Origin of the sequence: Microbacterium sp. IO18 (genome assembly GCF_049099505.1) — a bacterium.
GTDB classification, from domain to species: domain Bacteria; phylum Actinomycetota; class Actinomycetes; order Actinomycetales; family Microbacteriaceae; genus Microbacterium; species Microbacterium aurugineum.
Genome location: NZ_JBMJAF010000001.1, coordinates 66,036 through 81,667 on the forward strand (window position 1 = coordinate 66,036; position 15,632 = coordinate 81,667).

The 15,632-nt window shown below is 67.8% G+C and carries 14 protein-coding genes; 10 read left to right on the forward strand and 4 right to left on the reverse strand.

What is annotated here, in order from left to right:
* Positions 1-13 precede the first annotated feature (13 nt).
* Both ACLF6J_RS00360 and ACLF6J_RS00365 read left to right on the forward strand, forming a co-directional pair.
* On the forward strand, positions 14-1,567 hold the full coding sequence (locus tag ACLF6J_RS00360; RefSeq protein WP_134351557.1) for a MinD/ParA family ATP-binding protein: 1,554 nt from the start codon (positions 14-16) through the stop codon (positions 1,565-1,567).
* On the forward strand, positions 1,567-2,058 hold the full coding sequence (locus ACLF6J_RS00365) for a peptide deformylase (RefSeq protein ID WP_134351555.1): 492 nt from the start codon (positions 1,567-1,569) through the stop codon (positions 2,056-2,058). Before ACLF6J_RS00360 ends, ACLF6J_RS00365 begins: the two co-directional genes overlap by 1 nt.
* Positions 2,059-2,125: 67 nt before the next feature.
* On the opposite strand, the gene ACLF6J_RS00370 is transcribed toward ACLF6J_RS00365, so the two are convergent.
* Entirely contained in the window at positions 2,126-3,958 is a 1,833-nt protein-coding gene (locus tag ACLF6J_RS00370) for an AMP-dependent synthetase/ligase (RefSeq protein ID WP_047521985.1), read from the reverse strand.
* A 151-nt stretch (positions 3,959-4,109) separates the two neighbouring features.
* On the opposite strand from ACLF6J_RS00370, the gene ACLF6J_RS00375 reads away from it, so the two are divergent.
* Together ACLF6J_RS00375 and ACLF6J_RS00380 are read left to right on the forward strand one after the other, a co-directional pair.
* Positions 4,110-4,799: a lysophospholipid acyltransferase family protein gene (locus tag ACLF6J_RS00375; protein WP_052193411.1), complete on the forward strand. Its 690-nt coding sequence runs from the start codon at positions 4,110-4,112 to the stop codon at positions 4,797-4,799.
* Positions 4,800-4,847: 48 nt separating this feature from the next.
* Positions 4,848-6,188 (forward strand): class II 3-deoxy-7-phosphoheptulonate synthase, encoded by a 1,341-nt coding sequence (locus ACLF6J_RS00380; protein ID WP_131491295.1) that lies wholly within the window; start codon positions 4,848-4,850, stop codon positions 6,186-6,188.
* Positions 6,189-6,264: 76 nt separating this feature from the next.
* On the opposite strand, the gene pknB is transcribed toward ACLF6J_RS00380, so the two are convergent.
* Complete coding sequence (gene pknB / locus ACLF6J_RS00385; protein WP_421076802.1) at positions 6,265-8,211, reverse strand: Stk1 family PASTA domain-containing Ser/Thr kinase; 1,947 nt, start codon at positions 8,209-8,211, stop codon at positions 6,265-6,267.
* 77 nt (positions 8,212-8,288) lie between these two features.
* Positions 8,289-9,476 (reverse strand): LysM peptidoglycan-binding domain-containing protein, encoded by a 1,188-nt coding sequence (locus ACLF6J_RS00390; protein ID WP_134351551.1) that lies wholly within the window; start codon positions 9,474-9,476, stop codon positions 8,289-8,291.
* Between the two features lie 121 nt (positions 9,477-9,597).
* On the opposite strand from ACLF6J_RS00390, the gene ACLF6J_RS00395 reads away from it, so the two are divergent.
* Entirely contained in the window at positions 9,598-9,966 is a 369-nt protein-coding gene (locus ACLF6J_RS00395; protein ID WP_323131586.1) for an Rv2175c family DNA-binding protein, read from the forward strand.
* Positions 9,967-9,979: 13 nt separating this feature from the next.
* Here ACLF6J_RS00395 and ACLF6J_RS00400 read toward each other — a convergent pair whose 3' ends face one another.
* On the reverse strand, positions 9,980-11,068 hold the full coding sequence (locus ACLF6J_RS00400) for a polyprenyl synthetase family protein (RefSeq protein WP_244093466.1): 1,089 nt from the start codon (positions 11,066-11,068) through the stop codon (positions 9,980-9,982).
* A 97-nt stretch (positions 11,069-11,165) separates the two neighbouring features.
* On the opposite strand from ACLF6J_RS00400, the gene ACLF6J_RS00405 reads away from it, so the two are divergent.
* The 5 genes from ACLF6J_RS00405 to ACLF6J_RS00425 all read left to right on the forward strand — a co-directional run bounded on the left by ACLF6J_RS00405 (position 11,166) and on the right by ACLF6J_RS00425 (position 15,612).
* Positions 11,166-11,540 (forward strand): DUF3040 domain-containing protein, encoded by a 375-nt coding sequence (locus ACLF6J_RS00405; RefSeq protein WP_134351547.1) that lies wholly within the window; start codon positions 11,166-11,168, stop codon positions 11,538-11,540.
* A 244-nt stretch (positions 11,541-11,784) separates the two neighbouring features.
* Entirely contained in the window at positions 11,785-12,216 is a 432-nt protein-coding gene (gene mraZ, locus ACLF6J_RS00410) for a division/cell wall cluster transcriptional repressor MraZ (protein ID WP_017830220.1), read from the forward strand.
* Between the two features lie 103 nt (positions 12,217-12,319).
* On the forward strand, positions 12,320-13,258 hold the full coding sequence (rsmH, locus tag ACLF6J_RS00415) for a 16S rRNA (cytosine(1402)-N(4))-methyltransferase RsmH (protein ID WP_134351545.1): 939 nt from the start codon (positions 12,320-12,322) through the stop codon (positions 13,256-13,258).
* The gene (locus tag ACLF6J_RS00420; RefSeq protein WP_134351543.1) at positions 13,255-13,815 is read left to right on the forward strand and encodes a hypothetical protein; all 561 of its coding nucleotides are present in this window, start codon (positions 13,255-13,257) and stop codon (positions 13,813-13,815) included. Before rsmH ends, ACLF6J_RS00420 begins: the two co-directional genes overlap by 4 nt.
* A gap of 30 nt (positions 13,816-13,845) precedes the next feature.
* The gene (locus ACLF6J_RS00425; RefSeq protein WP_134351541.1) at positions 13,846-15,612 is read left to right on the forward strand and encodes a peptidoglycan D,D-transpeptidase FtsI family protein; all 1,767 of its coding nucleotides are present in this window, start codon (positions 13,846-13,848) and stop codon (positions 15,610-15,612) included.
* Positions 15,613-15,632: the final 20 nt, after the last annotated feature.

Below are 15,632 nucleotides of genomic sequence, written 5' to 3' on the forward strand. Positions count from 1 at the left end.
TGGGAGCGACATCGTGACACCGAAGAACACCACGGACCCCGAGGATAACCCGCTGGGGGTGCTCGACGAAGCCGCGTCACTCGACACAGCAGGCATCGGCATCCTCGGGGCGACCGCGCAGGTCAGTGTGACGCTGCCGAAGGACGAGGACGACGACCTCGCCGACGACGGGGTCGTGGACGGCGAGGTCGTCGGCGAGCTCGTGATCGATCCGCCTCGCGTCGAGGAGCAGGCGACCGACGCCCGTCCGGTCGAGACCCCCGCCGTCGCGGCGCCTCGAATCGTGCGGCCGTCTTCGGAGAAGGTCATCGATGCCGTCGTGGTCGGGACCCCCGAGACCCCCGAGACCTCCGAGACGCCTGCGGTCGTCGAGGTCACCGACGACGCCCGGGACCAGGCCGAAGAGGCAGCCGTCGCGGCACGATTCCTCGCACGAGCGAGCGCTGAAGCGCCGCCGTCCCCGTCGACATCTGCTCCCGTACGAACATCCGTCGAGAAGGAGAACAGATCCGTGTCCGCTCCGGAGGAGAAGAAGACCGTCATCTCGCAGTCCACCCGCACGACACCGCGCACCGACGTGACGCTGACGTCCAAGCGTCTGGACGACTTGGGAGAGTCCTCGCGCGAGTCCGCGGATCTCCTCACCGCCGACAGACTGCTCGATCCGCATCGGGTGGCCAAGCCGGAACCGGAGGGAGCGTGGAGCCACTTCCTGTACACGATCTCCGGGCGTCGGATCAACATCGGCGACGGCAGACGCGCGCGGGAACGCAAGGCGCTCTCGGCGCGGATCGCGGCTCCGCTCGCGGGCGGTGCACGCTTCGTCCCGGTGCTCTCCCGCAAGGGCGGGGTCGGCAAGACGACGATCACCGCGCTGCTGGGGATGGCACTCGCCGACGCCCGCGAGGACCGGGTGATCGCCGTCGATGCCAACCCCGATCGAGGAACCCTCGCCGAGCGCATCGTGCGGCCGCATCACAGCAAGTCGGTGCGTGATCTGGTTCGGATCCACGATGACGTCAAGGGCTACCACGACATCTCCGCCATCGTCGCGCGCGACGCGACACGTCTCGATGTCCTCGCCTCCGATTCCGATCCGCGCGTCGCCGAGGCGTTCAGTGACAGCGACTACCGCGACGTGGCCGGCGTGGCTGCCCACTACTACTCGCTGGTCCTGACCGACACCGGCACCGGGATCGTCCACTCCGTGATGTCGGCGACGCTCGACCTCGCGGACCAGATCGTCATCGTCTCGGGATTGAGCGTCGATGAGGCTCGTCTGGCATCCGAGACGCTCACCTGGCTCGAGACGAACGGCTTCGCGGAGCAGGCGCGTGAGGCGATCGTCGTCCTCAACCAGTCCACGCCCGGGACTCCGCTGGTGCGGCTGAACGAGCTGGAATCCCACTTCGCCACCCGTGCGCGGAGCGTCGTCCGCGTCCCCTACGACCCGCAGATCGCGGGAGGGGGGACGATCGTCTTCGCGAACCTGTTGCCGGAGACCCGCATCGCTGCGCGTGAGCTGGCGGCGCTCCTGGTCGAGGGCCTGCGGGCCAGGGCCGCCTGATGCCGGTCCGAGAGATCCGCATCTTCGGCGACCCCGTCCTGCGCACGGTGTGTGCCCCGATCGAGGAGATCGACGAGGGGGTGCGCGCACTCGTGGCCGACCTGGTCGACACGGTGGAGCTGCCGGGTCGCGCCGGCGTCGCCGCACCGCAGATCGGCGTCGCGCTGCGTGCGTTCAGCTACAACATCGACGGCGACATCGGCTACGTGCTCAATCCCGTCCTCACCGAAGTGCGGGGGGAGCCGGAGCCGACGGGCGAGGGATGCCTCTCGGTACCCGGACTGTGGCACGACGCACTGCGGCATCCGTGGGCACGCGTGGAGGGCATCGATCTCGACGGCAATGCCGTGGTGCTCGAGGGGGAAGGACTCCTCGCGCAGGCTCTGCAGCACGAGACCGACCATCTCGACGGCAAGCTCTTCCTGACGAGGCTCGATGCCGAGACGCGCAAGGTCGCCATGCGCGAGGTGCGGGAGAGCGCCTGGTTCTGACGGCCTGAACTCCGACCACACGAAGAAGGGCCCCGCGCGAGCGGGGCCCTTCTTGCTGTCCGGGGTGTCAGCCGCCGATGGCGACGTTGGTCGTGGCGACCGGCTCGTCGTAGATCGCGGCGATCTCGTCGGCAAAGTCGTTCATGATGACGTTGCGCTTGATCGAGAGCTTCGGGGTGAGGTGGCCGGAGGCCTCCGTCCACTCGGAGTCGAGGATCGTGAACTTCCGGATCGACTCCGCGCGCGACACCCGGTCGTTCGCGGCGTCGACCGCCCGCTGCACCTCCGCGCGGACGGCGGCGTTCGTGGATGCATCCGCCAGCGACATCTTGGCATCGAGGCCGTTGTTCGCGAGCCAGGTCGGAAGCATCTCCGGGTCGAGCGTGATCAGAGCGGAGATGAACGGACGCTGGTCACCGACCACGACGACCTGCCCGATGATCGGGTTCGCACGGATCGGATCCTCGAGCGCAGCGGGAGCGACGTTCTTCCCTCCGGCGGTGACGATGATCTCCTTCTTGCGCCCGGTGATCGTGAGGAAGCCTTCGGAGTCGAAGCTGCCGATGTCGCCGGTGTGGAACCAGCCGCCGTCACTGAAGGCCTCGGCCGTCGCCTCGGGGTTGTTCCAGTACTCCTTGAAGACGTTGATGCCGCGGACCTCGATCTCGCCGTCCTCGGCGAGGCGCAGTCCGACACCCGGGAGAGCGGGGCCGACCGTGCCGATCTTCGACTTGTCGGCCAGGTTGACCGTCGCCGGGGCAGTCGTCTCGGTGAGGCCGTAGCCCTCGAGGATGACGACGCCCAGGCTGTGGAAGAAGTGGCCGAGGCGCGAGCCCAGGGGAGCGGAGCCCGAGACGGCGTACACGACGTTGCCGCCCATCGCCTCGCGGAGCTTGCTGTAGACGAGCTTGTTGAACAGCGCGAACTTGAGCTTCATGCCGAACGGGATCTTCTTGCCCTGCTCGAGCAGCTTCGAATGCTCGATGGCGACGTCGGCCGCCGAGCGGAAGATCTTGCCCTTGCCGCCCGCCTCCGCCTTCTGCTCCGCGGAGTTGTAGACCTTCTCGAAGACCCGCGGGACCGCGAGGAGGAAGGTCGGCTTGAAGGAACCGAGCGCCGGCAGCAGCTGACGGGTGTCGGGCTGGTGTCCGGTGCGGACGCCGGCGTGGACGTCGAGGATGGAGATGAAGCGGGCGAACACGTGTGCGGTCGTGATGAACAGCAACGTGGACGCGCCGGGCGTCTGCACGACTTCGTCCAGGGCCTTGGCCGAGTTCCGGGAGAGCTCGACGAAGTTGCTGTGCGTGAGCACGCATCCCTTCGGGCGGCCGGTCGAACCGGAGGTGTAGATGAGCGTCGCGATGTCGGATCCGACGGCGAGGCTGCGGCGGCGCTCGATCTCTCCGTCCGTCACCGACGCACCCTGCGCGGTGAGGGTGTCGATCGCTCCGAGGTGCAGCTGCCAGACCTCCCGGATCAGCGGCAGGTCGCCGCGGACCTCATCGAAGCGGGCGAAGTGCTCGGGGGACTCCACGATCAGCGCGATCGCACCTGAGTCTTCGAGGATCCACTGGATCTGCGAGGGCGAGCTCGTCTCGTAGATCGGCACCATCACGGCGCCGGCGTAGAAGAGGGCGAAGTCGATGAGCGTCCACTCGTACGTGGTGCGCGCCAGGAAGCCGACCTTCTCGCCGGGCTGGATCCCGGCGGCGGCGAAGCCCTTCGCCAGGGCGACGACCGCCGTCTGGAAGTCGGCGGCGGAGATGTCGCGCCAGCCGTCGCCCTCCGGCACGGAGAAGAGGGCGCGATCCGGAGTGGCTTCGACGCGCTTGACCAGGAGGTCGGCGACGTTCGCATCGGGGTCGGCGGGGACGATCGCAGGGACTTCAAACTGGACCACGGCAGCTCCTTCGGTACCGGTCGGGCAGGGCGTGGCTTCGAGTCTAGGGCATGGAACCGAGTTGCGTCCGGGGTGAAACTGGGTCGCTCACGCGGAAGCGCCGTGGAGAAGACCGGGGTGGATGCGACCCTCGGCGCTAGACTTCCACTCGATGTTCTATTGGCTGATGAAGTACGTGGTGATCGGCCCCGTGGTCAAGGCGGTCTTCCGACCGTGGATCGTGGGGCGGAAGAACGTGCCCGCAAGCGGTGCGGCGATCCTCGCCAGTAACCATCTGTCCTTCGCCGATTCCATCTTCCTTCCGCTCATGATCGACCGGTCGATGTCGTTCCTGGCCAAGAGCGACTACTTCACGGGCCGGGGCCTGAAGGGGTGGTCCACGAAGTTCTTCATGAAAGCCACCGGACAGATCCCGATCGACCGTTCCGGGGGCAAGGCTTCGGAGGCGTCGCTGAACACGGGCCTCCAGGTCCTCGGCGGAGGCGACCTCCTGGGCATCTACCCGGAGGGGACGCGGAGTCCCGACGGCACGCTGTACCGCGGCCGCACGGGGATCGCCCGCATGGCTCTCGAAGCCAAGGTCCCGGTGATCCCCGTGATCATGGTCGACACCGATACGGCGATGCCGATCGGACGGCGGTTGCCGCGCATCGTCCGCGTCGGGATCGTCATCGGGGAACCTCTCGACTTCTCCCGCTACGCCGGGATGGAGAACGACCGCTACATCCTCCGCTCCGTCACCGACGAGATCATGGTGGCCCTGCAGCGCCTCGGTGAGCAGAAGTACGAAGACGTCTACGCGTCGACGGTCAAGGACCGGCTCCCCACCCGCGTCACATAGCCTCCCGCGCGCATCTGCGTGGTCCCCGCGACCACTAGGCTGGAAGGCATGCTCCCGCACCACATCGAAGCACTTGATGCATGGCGTTCGCTTCCCATCAAGCAGCAGCCGCAGTGGCCCGACGCGGACCGCGTCGCCGACGTCTCGCGCCAGATCGCAACCCTCCCGCCGCTGGTCTTCGCGGGTGAGGTCGACAACCTCCGCGACCGGCTCGCCCGCGCGGCTTCGGGACAGGCGTTCCTGCTCCAGGGCGGCGACTGCGCCGAGACCTTCGCCGGCGCGACGGCCGAGCAGATCCGCAACCGCATCAAGACGGTGCTGCAGATGGCCGTGGTGCTCACCTATGGCGCATCGATGCCGGTCGTCAAGATGGGCCGCATGGCCGGTCAGTTCGCGAAGCCGCGCTCGAGCGACTCCGAGACGCGCGGCGACGTCACGTTGCCGGCGTACCGGGGCGACATCGTCAACGGCTACGACTTCACCGAGGGCTCTCGTACGGCCGACCCGGGTCGGTTGCTCCAGGGCTACCACACCGCCGCGTCGACGCTGAACCTGATCCGCGCGTTCACCCAGGGTGGATTCGCCGACCTCCGCGAGGTGCACTCGTGGAACAAGGGCTTCGCGCAGAACCCCGCCAATCAGCGCTACGAGCGCATGGCGGCCGAGATCGATCGCGCGATCAAGTTCATGGAGGCGGCCGGCGCCGACTTCGACGAGCTGAAGCGCGTCGAGTTCTTCACCGGTCACGAAGGCCTGCTGATGGACTACGAACGACCGATGACGCGTATCGACTCGCGCACGGACACTCCGTACAACACGTCGGCTCACTTCCTCTGGATCGGCGAGCGCACCCGCGAGCTCGATGGCGCGCACGTCGACTACTTCTCCAAGATCCGCAACCCCATCGGCGTGAAGCTCGGACCGACGACGTCGCCCGAGACGGCGCTGCAGCTGATCGACAAGCTCGACCCGGACCGCGAGCCCGGCCGACTCACGTTCATCACGCGGATGGGCTCGGGCAAGATCCGTGACGCCCTGCCGCCCCTGCTGGAGGCGGTCCGCGATTCCGGTGCGCAGCCGCTGTGGGTCACGGACCCGATGCACGGCAACGGCATCACCACGCCGACGGGCTACAAGACGCGTCGCTTCGACGACGTGGTCGACGAGGTGCGCGGCTTCTTCGAGGCGCACCGCGCAGTCGGGACGTTCCCGGGCGGCATCCACGTCGAGCTCACCGGCGACGACGTCACGGAATGCCTGGGTGGATCCGAGCAGATCGACGAGGCGGCTCTCGCGACGCGCTACGAGAGCCTGTGCGACCCGCGCCTGAACCACATGCAGTCCCTGGAGCTCGCGTTCCTGGTGGCTGAGGAGCTCGAGAAGCGCTGATCAGCTCCTCGCGTCACGAAGAGAGCCGCCCTCCCCGAACCTCGGGAGGGCGGCTCTCTTCGTGTGGGCTGGGGGATCAGCCGGTGAGCTGGATGGAGAGGTTCACGGTGCCCCCTCGCGGCAGTGACTTGTCCGCTCCCGGGTCCTGGCCGGTCACCGTGGCCATCTCCGCGAACCCCGGCAGGTCGCCCCAGGCCGCGTAGCTGGCCGTGAAGCCGTTGTCCGAGAGGATCTGTTTCGCTTCGTTCAGGGTCCTGTTCGTGACATCGGGGACCGGGAAGAGCTCGGGTCCCTTCGAGACGATGAGCTGCACCGTGTCTCCGGGGCGCCAGTTGCCCTCGGAAGCCCGGTCCGCCACGCCGATGACGATGTCCTTGGCGACATCGTTGCTGAAGACGTACTGGGACTCCTCGCTGACGACCAGGTCCTTTCCGGTCAAGGTCGAGGTCGCCTCGTCGACCGACATGCCGGACACGTCGGGGAAAGCACCCGCTGAGACGGACAGTTCCACGGAGTCGTCTTCGAAGACGGTGCATCCGTCGCCGCAGGCATAGGCGTCACCGCCTGCGCGCGGGGTGACGTAGGCGTTGATGACGATGCCCGCGTCGGCATTCGAGAAGAGGATGAGGGTCTCGTCGTCGACGTTGACGTTGACCCCGGCGAGATAGTCGCGCGCGTCCTGCTCCGTTCGTCCGTTGAGCTTTTCGAGGTCGTGCGAGGCGGGGCCTGCGGACACGATCACCGTGACGGCGTCACCCTTGTCGAGCCGAGTGCCTTCGCCGGGGTCGGTCTCGATCACGGTTCCGGCGTCGATGTCGACGGAGAACTCGTCTTTCTGCGTGGGGACGAAGCCGGCATCCACCAGCACGGCCGCGGCGTCGTCGTAGGTCTTGCCGGCGACGCTGGGCACAGCGATGAGCGACCCGGGGCCGGAGCCGAACCACCAGCCGACGCCACCCGCGAGCACGGCCAGCAGCAGCACGAGCGTGAGGAGGAAGGCGCCGCGCGCGCGTCGTTTCGACGCGCGCCGTCGAAGGAGCGTCGCGTTGTCGATCGGGGCGGCCACGGGGGCGGCAGGATCCGCGATCACCATCGTGCTCGGCATCACCTTGGTGAGGTCGCCGGAGTCGCCGGGGCTGTGCTGCGGAGCGGTTGCGCGGGCGGCCATCGGGGTGATGCCGAGTTCGCGTTCGATCTCGCGCAGACGCTCGAGCATCTGCTGGGCGTCGTCCGGGCGCTCGTCCGGCGACTTCTCGGTCGCCCAGAGCACGAGTTCGTCGAGCTGCTCCGGCACCGCGGGGTTGCGGACGCTCGGACGCGGGACGGATTCCGTGGCGTGCTGGAAGGCGATCTGCATCGGCTGCTCGCCCTTGTACGGTTGCTCACCCACGAGCATCTCGTAGAGCATGATGCCGAGCGCGTAGATGTCGCTGCGCGCGTCGGCCGTGCCTCGGGTGACCAATTCAGGCGCGAGGTACGCGATGGTCCCGAGCAGCTGCTGTCCGGTCGCCGTGTTCGCCGTCGTCGCTCTGGCGAGGCCGAAGTCGCCGATCTTGATGCGTCCGTCCTCCGCGAGGAGCACGTTCTCCGGCTTGACGTCACGGTGCACGATGCCGGCCCGGTGCGCTGCGGAGAGCCCGGCCAGGATCGCATCCATGATCGTGATGGTCTGCGGGATGGTGAGGCGCTTCTGCTCGCGCAGCAGCTCGCGCAGAGTGATCCCGGGGAGGTACTCCATCACGAGGTAGGCGAGCTCGCCGTCCTGCCCCTGGTCGAAGACGTTGACCACGTGCGGATCCGCCAGGCGGGCGGCCGCGCGGGCTTCCTGGATGAAGCGGCTCTGGAACGCGGAGTCATCGCTGAGGTGCGCATGCATCACCTTGAGGGCGATGCGCCGCTCCAGCCGAAGGTCGGTGGCGACGTACACCGTCGCCATCCCGCCACGGGCGATGCGAGCACGCACACGGTAGCGGCCGTCGACAAGCCGCCCGATGAGGGGGTCGGCCTGCTGATTGGTCGTCACGTCAGAATTCTATGGAGGACTGCCTGAAAGTCAGGGGAGCGGCTCACCTCTCGGCGGTGTCGGTTTTCCGGATGTCGTCACCCGTAGAGCGCGAGCCAGGCATAAGCTTGCGTCTCCCATTGGCCGTATCGGTCGGGATAGGCCGAGATCTGCACGGCCTGAGCGGCCGAGGTGAACGGCATGCTCTCCCAGCCGGGGATGTCGAGGAGCCCTCGCGTCGCCTGTCCGTTCGGATCGTGCTGACCACCGAAGAACACTCGCGTGCTGCGGTCCGCGTCCATGATCTGCGCGGGCGTTCCCCATCCGGTGCTCGGGCGTTGCTGGAAGATCCCGAGTGAATCGCGGTCGCCCCAATCGAGGTTGCGGAGTCCCGACTCGACCATGCCGGTCGCGAGTGCCAGAGCGATGGCGCGATCGCTCACACCGAGCTCGCGGCCGATGCGGATGATGAGGGCGGCGTTCGACGCCTGCTCGGCGGTGAGGGTCGCGGAGCGCTGCCCGCCGGTCGCAGCGGTGCTCGACGCCGCAGGGGCAGGGGCGGCCTGCACGGCGAGTCGCTGACCGGGGTAGATGATCGATGACGGGCCGAGTCCGTTCAGGGTGAACAGCGCGTGGGTGGTGGTCCCGTACTTCTGCGCGATGCCGAACAGGGTGTCACCCGCGACGACGGTGTGGGCCGCCGCGGATGCAGGCGGAGTGGCAGGCGTGGCAGCCGGCGCGGCGGCCGCCTGCGGCGCAGCTGCGCCGGAGACGACGAGGCGCTGTCCCGGATAGATCACCGAAGCGCGTGTCAGCCCGTTCGCAGCGAGCACGGCATCCACGGTGGTGCCGTACTTCCGGGCGATCGCGTACACGGTGTCGCCGGCGACGACCTGATGCGATGTCGAGGTCGCCGTCCGAGCCGGCGCCGGCGCGACGGCCGGTGCGGCCGACGCCCGCAGGGTCAGGGTCTGGCCCGGGTAGATGACCGAACGCCACGAGAGCCCGTTCCAGGACAGCACGTCGACCGTGCGGAGCCCGAAGCGTGAGGCGATCGCCGAGACGGTGTCACCAGGCTGGACGACATAGTTCGACGGTGCGGACTGGGCGGGTACCGTGCGCACGGGGACGCTGCGCGGGCGCTCGATCGGCGAGAAGTCCGTCGTCGTCGTCGAGGCGGCGTCGGCGGGAGCGGTGGTGAGCGTGGCGGCCAAAGCCCCCAGGACGGCCGCAGGCAGTCCGAGCTGCAGGTTGCGCGTTCGACGCGTGGCGGTCTTGATTCCCAAGGCGAGCCCCCTTTTCGAGCACTTCACGCTGACACGGATGTAAACGGAAGTCAACAGAAGTGACGGAAGTGACTCATGGGGCTGATGGGTCGATATGCGGCATCCCGGCGGAGATGAGATAGTGGGCAACGTGTCTGAGAACGTTGCTGGAACCCCTGCCGCCGCTGCCGTCGAGTGGCTGACGATGCCCGACCTCGTCGAGGTGCTCGACGAGCCGCTCGGTCGCGTGCGCCGTCTGATCGACGAGCACTACCTGGTCGGGTCCCGTCGCACCGGCACCTTCGCCGTGCCTGCGGTGTTCATCGTCGACGGGCGTCCTCTGAGCTCCTTGCGGGGAACGATCATCGTGCTCCAGGATGCGGGCTTCACCGACGACGAGCTGATCGACTGGCTGCTCGCGGACGAGGAGAGCCTGGGGCGTTCGCCGATCGACGCGCTGCTGGCGGGGCACAAGAGCGCCGTCCGTCGACTCGCACGCACTCTCGCCTGAGGGGTCCGTCGCGTCAGGCGGACCGGACCGTCGCTGCGCGTGCGAGTTCACGCAGTTCGCCGACCGCGGTGTTGTCGAGCCGGGCGCCCGAGAGGGCGCGGTCGGCTTCCCGGGCGTAGTCCGCGATCATGGTCTCGACCTGAGCGAGCGCACCCGAGTCGGTGATCGTCGCCTGCAAGGAGGTCACCTGCTGCGGTGTCAGCTCGACGTCTCCGAGCATCTCGTCGAGCAGATTCCTCGCTGAGGTGTCGAGCGCCTGCCGCGTGAGAGCGATCAGAACCGTGCGCTTGCCTTCCCGAAGGTCGTCACCGGCCGGTTTCCCGGTGACGGAGGCGTCGCCGAACACTCCGAGCACGTCGTCGCGTAGCTGGAAGGCCATCCCGATCGGGTGACCGAAACGGCGAAGCGCGTCCAGTTGATCGGCGTCGGCGCCGGCGAGTGCGCCGCCGAGGACCAGCGGCTGCTCGATGCTGTATCTGGCCGACTTGAGAGATGCCACCCGCAGCGCCCGATCGGCGTGGAGGGCTCCGTCGTTGACGCTCCAGGCCGACTCCTCGGCGATGTCGAGGAACTGCCCCGTGGTCACGTCCCGGCGCATCCGGGCGTACTCGGAGCGCACGGCGCGCGCGTGCGGCTGGTCGTCCAGCGCGGCCTCGAGCAGATCGTCGCTCCAGGCGACGAGGAGGTCGCCGAGAAGAATCGCGGAGGCGCGGCCGAACGACTCGGCATCTCCCGACCACCCGGCTTCGTCGTGCGACGCCTGGAGCGCGCGATGGGCTGCCGGCCTCCCGCGACGGGTGTCGGAGTTGTCGATCAGATCGTCGTGCACGAGAGCCGCGGATTGGAAGATCTCCAACGCGGTGCACACGTCCCAGAGCGCCTCGGTCTCTGCCGCGTCACGCTCGTGGAAGCGTGCAACTGCGCGCCAGCCGGCGTGGCAGAACCGGGCGCGCAGTCTCTTCCCTCCTTCGAGGGTGCCGGCCGCGGCATCGAGAAAGGAGACGGCGTCCGGGCCGTAGTCGGCGGATTCGTCGCGCATCCGTGCGAGGAAGCGGTCGAGGCGAGCGGCGACCGCGCCGGGGACGGGGGAGGAGGACGACACGACTCCCAGCATACGTAAAGCAAGGGGACGTCGAACTGCTAGCCCCGGACGCCTCCGCGCGCGTAGAATGGGAGGCACGATACCCGAGGGGGACGAAATGCCACTCTCCGAACAGGAGCAGCGTCTGCTCGACGAGATGGAACGCCATCTCCTTCACAATGATGCCGACGTCGTGAGCGCGCCGTCCGGCGACCGCGCACTGAGCTACCGAAATCTGGTCTACGGTGCTCTCCTTCTCCTCGCCGGTGTCGGCGGCCTCGTGGCCGGCGTCATCCTCGGCGGCGTATGGGGCATCGTGGTCGGCGTGATCGGATTCGTGGCGATGCTCGCCGGTGTCATCGTGGCCGTCACGCCCGTGCGGCGCACGGCTCCTGCGCAGCCTCGGGAACGCTCTGCGGCGAAGCGGCAGGATTCCGCCTCGTTCATGGACCGTATGAACGACCGCTGGGATCGTCGGCAGGACGGTCACTGACCCCCACACACTTCTCACGACAGAAGCCCGGATGCTGAGCATCCGGGCTTCTGTCGTTAACGCGCGGGCCGCCACGCTCCTCCACTGAGCCTCCACTTCGCTCCACCGCGGAATTCCGCGGGATTTCAGCATGCCCTTTTGCTCACGACCCGTGATTTCCCGGATTGGTCGTAGGTAAGTGGAGGAAAGTGGAGTAAAGTGGGGCGCACCTCGAGTTGGCCGGACGCAGAGGGGGTGATGGCCGATGTTGCTGGGTACGCACTCTCCGAAGCTGGACGACAAAGGACGGGTCATCCTTCCTGCGAAGTTCCGCGAGGACCTCGGTGGCGGCATCGTCGTCACCCGCGGCCAGGAACGGTGCCTCTACGTGTTCAGCACGGCCGAGTTCGAGGCGATGCACGAGCGGATCCGCCAGGCTCCGCTCGCCAACAAGCAGGCGCGTGACTTCATGCGTCTGTTCCTCTCCGGTGCGAGTGCGGAGATGCCCGACAGTCAGAACCGCATCACCATCCCCGCGCACCTGCGTCAGTACGCAGGGCTGCAGAAGGAGCTCATCGTCACCGGAGTCGGCGCCCACGCCGAGATCTGGGACGCGGAGAGCTGGAACGCCTACCTCGCCGCTGGTGAGGAGACCTACTCCGACCTCGAGCAGGAGGTGATTCCGGGACTCTTCTGACCACGGCTGTGATGCCCCGCCGCTCCCGCCCCGACACACTTCCCCGGTGCCGGGTCGAGAAGCGGAGGGGGATCAGAGCCGATGGTCACCCCCGAGAAAGATCATGAACCTCCGAGACATCCACACCCCCGTCCTGCTCGACCGCTGCGTCGAGTTGCTCGCTCCCGCCCTTCAAGCGGACGGAGCGGTGCTCGTGGACGCCACGCTCGGTATGGGCGGCCACTCCGAAGCTCTGCTCGAGCGTTTTCCGAACATCCGACTGATCGGGCTCGACCGCGACACCGACGCGTTGCGCATCGCGGGGGAGCGGCTCGCCCGATTCGGGGACCGCGTCACGCTGGTGCACACGGTGTACGACGAGATCGGACTGCACGCGCAGGGCGCGGCAGGGATCCTCTTCGACCTCGGGGTCTCCTCCCTCCAACTCGACGAGGCCGAGCGCGGATTCGCGTACTCGAAGGATGCTCCTCTCGACATGCGCATGGACCAGACCAAGGGCGTCACCGCTGCCGATGTCATCGCGACATACAGCGAAGGCAACCTGCGCCGCATCTTCGAGCGGTACGGGGAGGAGAAGCTCGCCGGTCGCTACGCGCGCTTCATCATCGAGGCGCGTCAGAAGCAGCCGATCACCCGCTCCGGCGAGCTCGTCGAGATCCTGATCGCGGCGACTCCCGCTGCCGCACAGCGTGCCGGGCATCCGGCCAAGCGCGTGTTCCAGGCCCTGCGCATCGAGGTGAACACCGAGCTCAACGTGCTGGCCGACGCGATCCCGTCAGCGATGGATGCGCTCGATGTCGGCGGACGCATCGTGGTGATGTCGTACCAGTCGCTCGAGGACCGGCTCGTCAAGCAGGCCTTCGCCGCGGCGTCGGCCTCGACGGCGCCGGCCGGGCTTCCGGTGGAACTGCCCGAACATGCTCCGCGGTTCCGCATCCTCACCAAGGGTGCGGAACTCGCCGGCGAAGACGAACGCGCGCGCAACCCCCGGGCGATCCCGGTGCGGCTGCGCGCCGCCGAGAAACTGCGGGAGAGCGCATGAGTCTGAACGCGGTGGTCCGCAAGCCCGCGACGCCCCTCACCCCGACCCGCGAGCCGCAGAGGCGGTTGCAGCCCGTCACACGGCCGGCGGTCCGTCGCAAGCCGAAGCTCGCGTACGCGCTCGTCGCCCTGGGTGGGGCCCTGGCGATCGGTGCGGCACAGGTGGGGTTTTCGCTCGCGATCACCCAGGATTCGTTCACCTTGGCCGCGCTCTCCTCGCAGCAGCGTGAACTGGATCTCCGGTCCCACGCGTTGCAGGAAGAGCTCACCGGCCTCAGCTCGCCGCAGGTGCTCGCCAGCAGCGCTGCCGATCTCGGCATGGTCGTCGCCGGTTCTCCCTCGTACCTGCGGCTCAGCGACGGAGCGCTCTTCGGCACCGGAGCCGGCGCGGAGGGGATCTCGACCGTCAACCCCGACGGCGCGGCGGCTGTGGCCAACTCCCTGATCGTGGAACCGCCGCCGGCGGAGACCGTGACCGACGACGGCGACACGGCCCAGACGACGCCGGACCTTCCGCCGGCCATCACCGACGGGCTCCCGAGTCCCACCACGCACTGACCCGCACGAAATGATCGATGGAGAGATCGCATGACGACACGAGCAACCCGCGGTCCTCGGCGACGTACCGTCGTCGCCCTCGCCGTCATCCTCTCCGTGTTGGCGGCCTTCGTCGTACGCCTGATCGACATCCAGGTCGTGAGCGCCGACGAGCACGTCGCGCAATCCCTCACCAAGATCGGCGCGGGAAACACGATCCCCGGCCGACGCGGATCGATCGTCGACGCGGGGGGCACCGTGCTCGCATCGAGCGTGCTGGTCTACGACGCGCAGCTGAATCCGAAGGTCATCATGCAGCTGGAGGAGAAGGATCCCGAGGTGCCGTGGGCCGAGGCGTCCGAGAAGATCGCCGCGATCACCGGGCAGAGCGGTGACGACGTGCGCGCCCTCGTGTCGGATGCGCTCGCGAACGACCCGCAGAGTCAGTACGCACCGCTCAAGAATTCGCTCACCACGGAGCAGTACATCGAACTGCGCGACCTGAAGCTCGCCTACCTCCACATGGCGGGCAGGGAGACCCGCGTCTATCCGAACGGTGCGGTCGCCGGGAACATCCTCGGCTTCCTGGACGGATCGGGGACGGCACAGGCCGGGATCGAGCAACTGAGCGAGAAGTGCCTCGCACCCATCGACGGCGAGGAGTCGTACCGCAGGGGATCGAACGGCGTGGTGATCCCCGGCAGTGAACGCACGGTGGAGGCCGTCGACGGCGGTTCCGTGGAGCTCACCATCAACAGCGACCTCCAGTGGTATCTGCAGCAGATGATCGGTGAGGAGGCGCAGAAGCAGGGCGCCAAGGGCGGCACCGTCACGGTCGTCGAGGTCAAGACCGGCAAGATCCGCGCGGCAGCCGAGTGGCCCTCGATGGACCCCAACGATCTGGACTCCTCGACGCCGGAGACCCGGTACAGCCAGATCTTCCACAAGGACTTCGAGCCGGGATCCACGTTCAAGGCGATCACGGCCGCCGCCGTCATCGAGGGCGCGGGCCTCACGCCGCGGAGCACGGTCACCGCGTCGTCGCGGGAGACGTTCCCCAACGGAGCCGTCGTGAACGACGCATTCAATCACCCCGCCTACAACTACACGCTCGCCGGTGGGCTCATCGATTCGTCGAACGTGGCGCTGTCGAAGTTCGGCACCATGGTCTCCCCGGACGTGCGCTACGACTACCTCGAGAGGTTCGGAGTCGGCCAGAAGACGCTCGACTTCCCCTCGGAGGTCGGCGGCATCCTCCACCCGGTCAGCGACTGGGACAGCCAGTCCCTCTACACGACGACGTTCGGCCAGTACTTCACGGTGACGGCGCCGCAACTCGCCGGTGCCTACCAGGCGATCGCCAACGGCGGGGAGAAGATCGATCTCTCCCTCGTCGAATCGTGCACGGCCGAGGACGGCACCGTCGTGAAGTCCGAGGCGCCGAAGCATGAGCAGATCATCAAGAAGCAGACCGCGGCCGAGCTGACGCGCATGCTGGAGAACGTGGCGGTGCAGGGCGGCAACGCGGACCGCATCCAGGTGCCGGGCTACCGCGTGACCAGCAAGACCGGTACCGCGCAGGTGTCCGACGGCAACGGCGGCTACAAGGCCGGCGTCTACTACACCAGCATGGTGGGGTTCGCCCCGGTGGACGATCCGCAGTACGTCGTCGTGGTCACCCTGGACGAGCCGACTAAGGTTGTATCGTCCGCGGCCACCGCATCCGCCTTCCAGAAGGCGATGACGCAGGTGATGAAGACCTATCGCGTGATGCCGTCCACTGTCCCGATGGACGAGCTCCTTCCCAAGTTCGGATAGTCGGCGAGAGCCGCGCATGG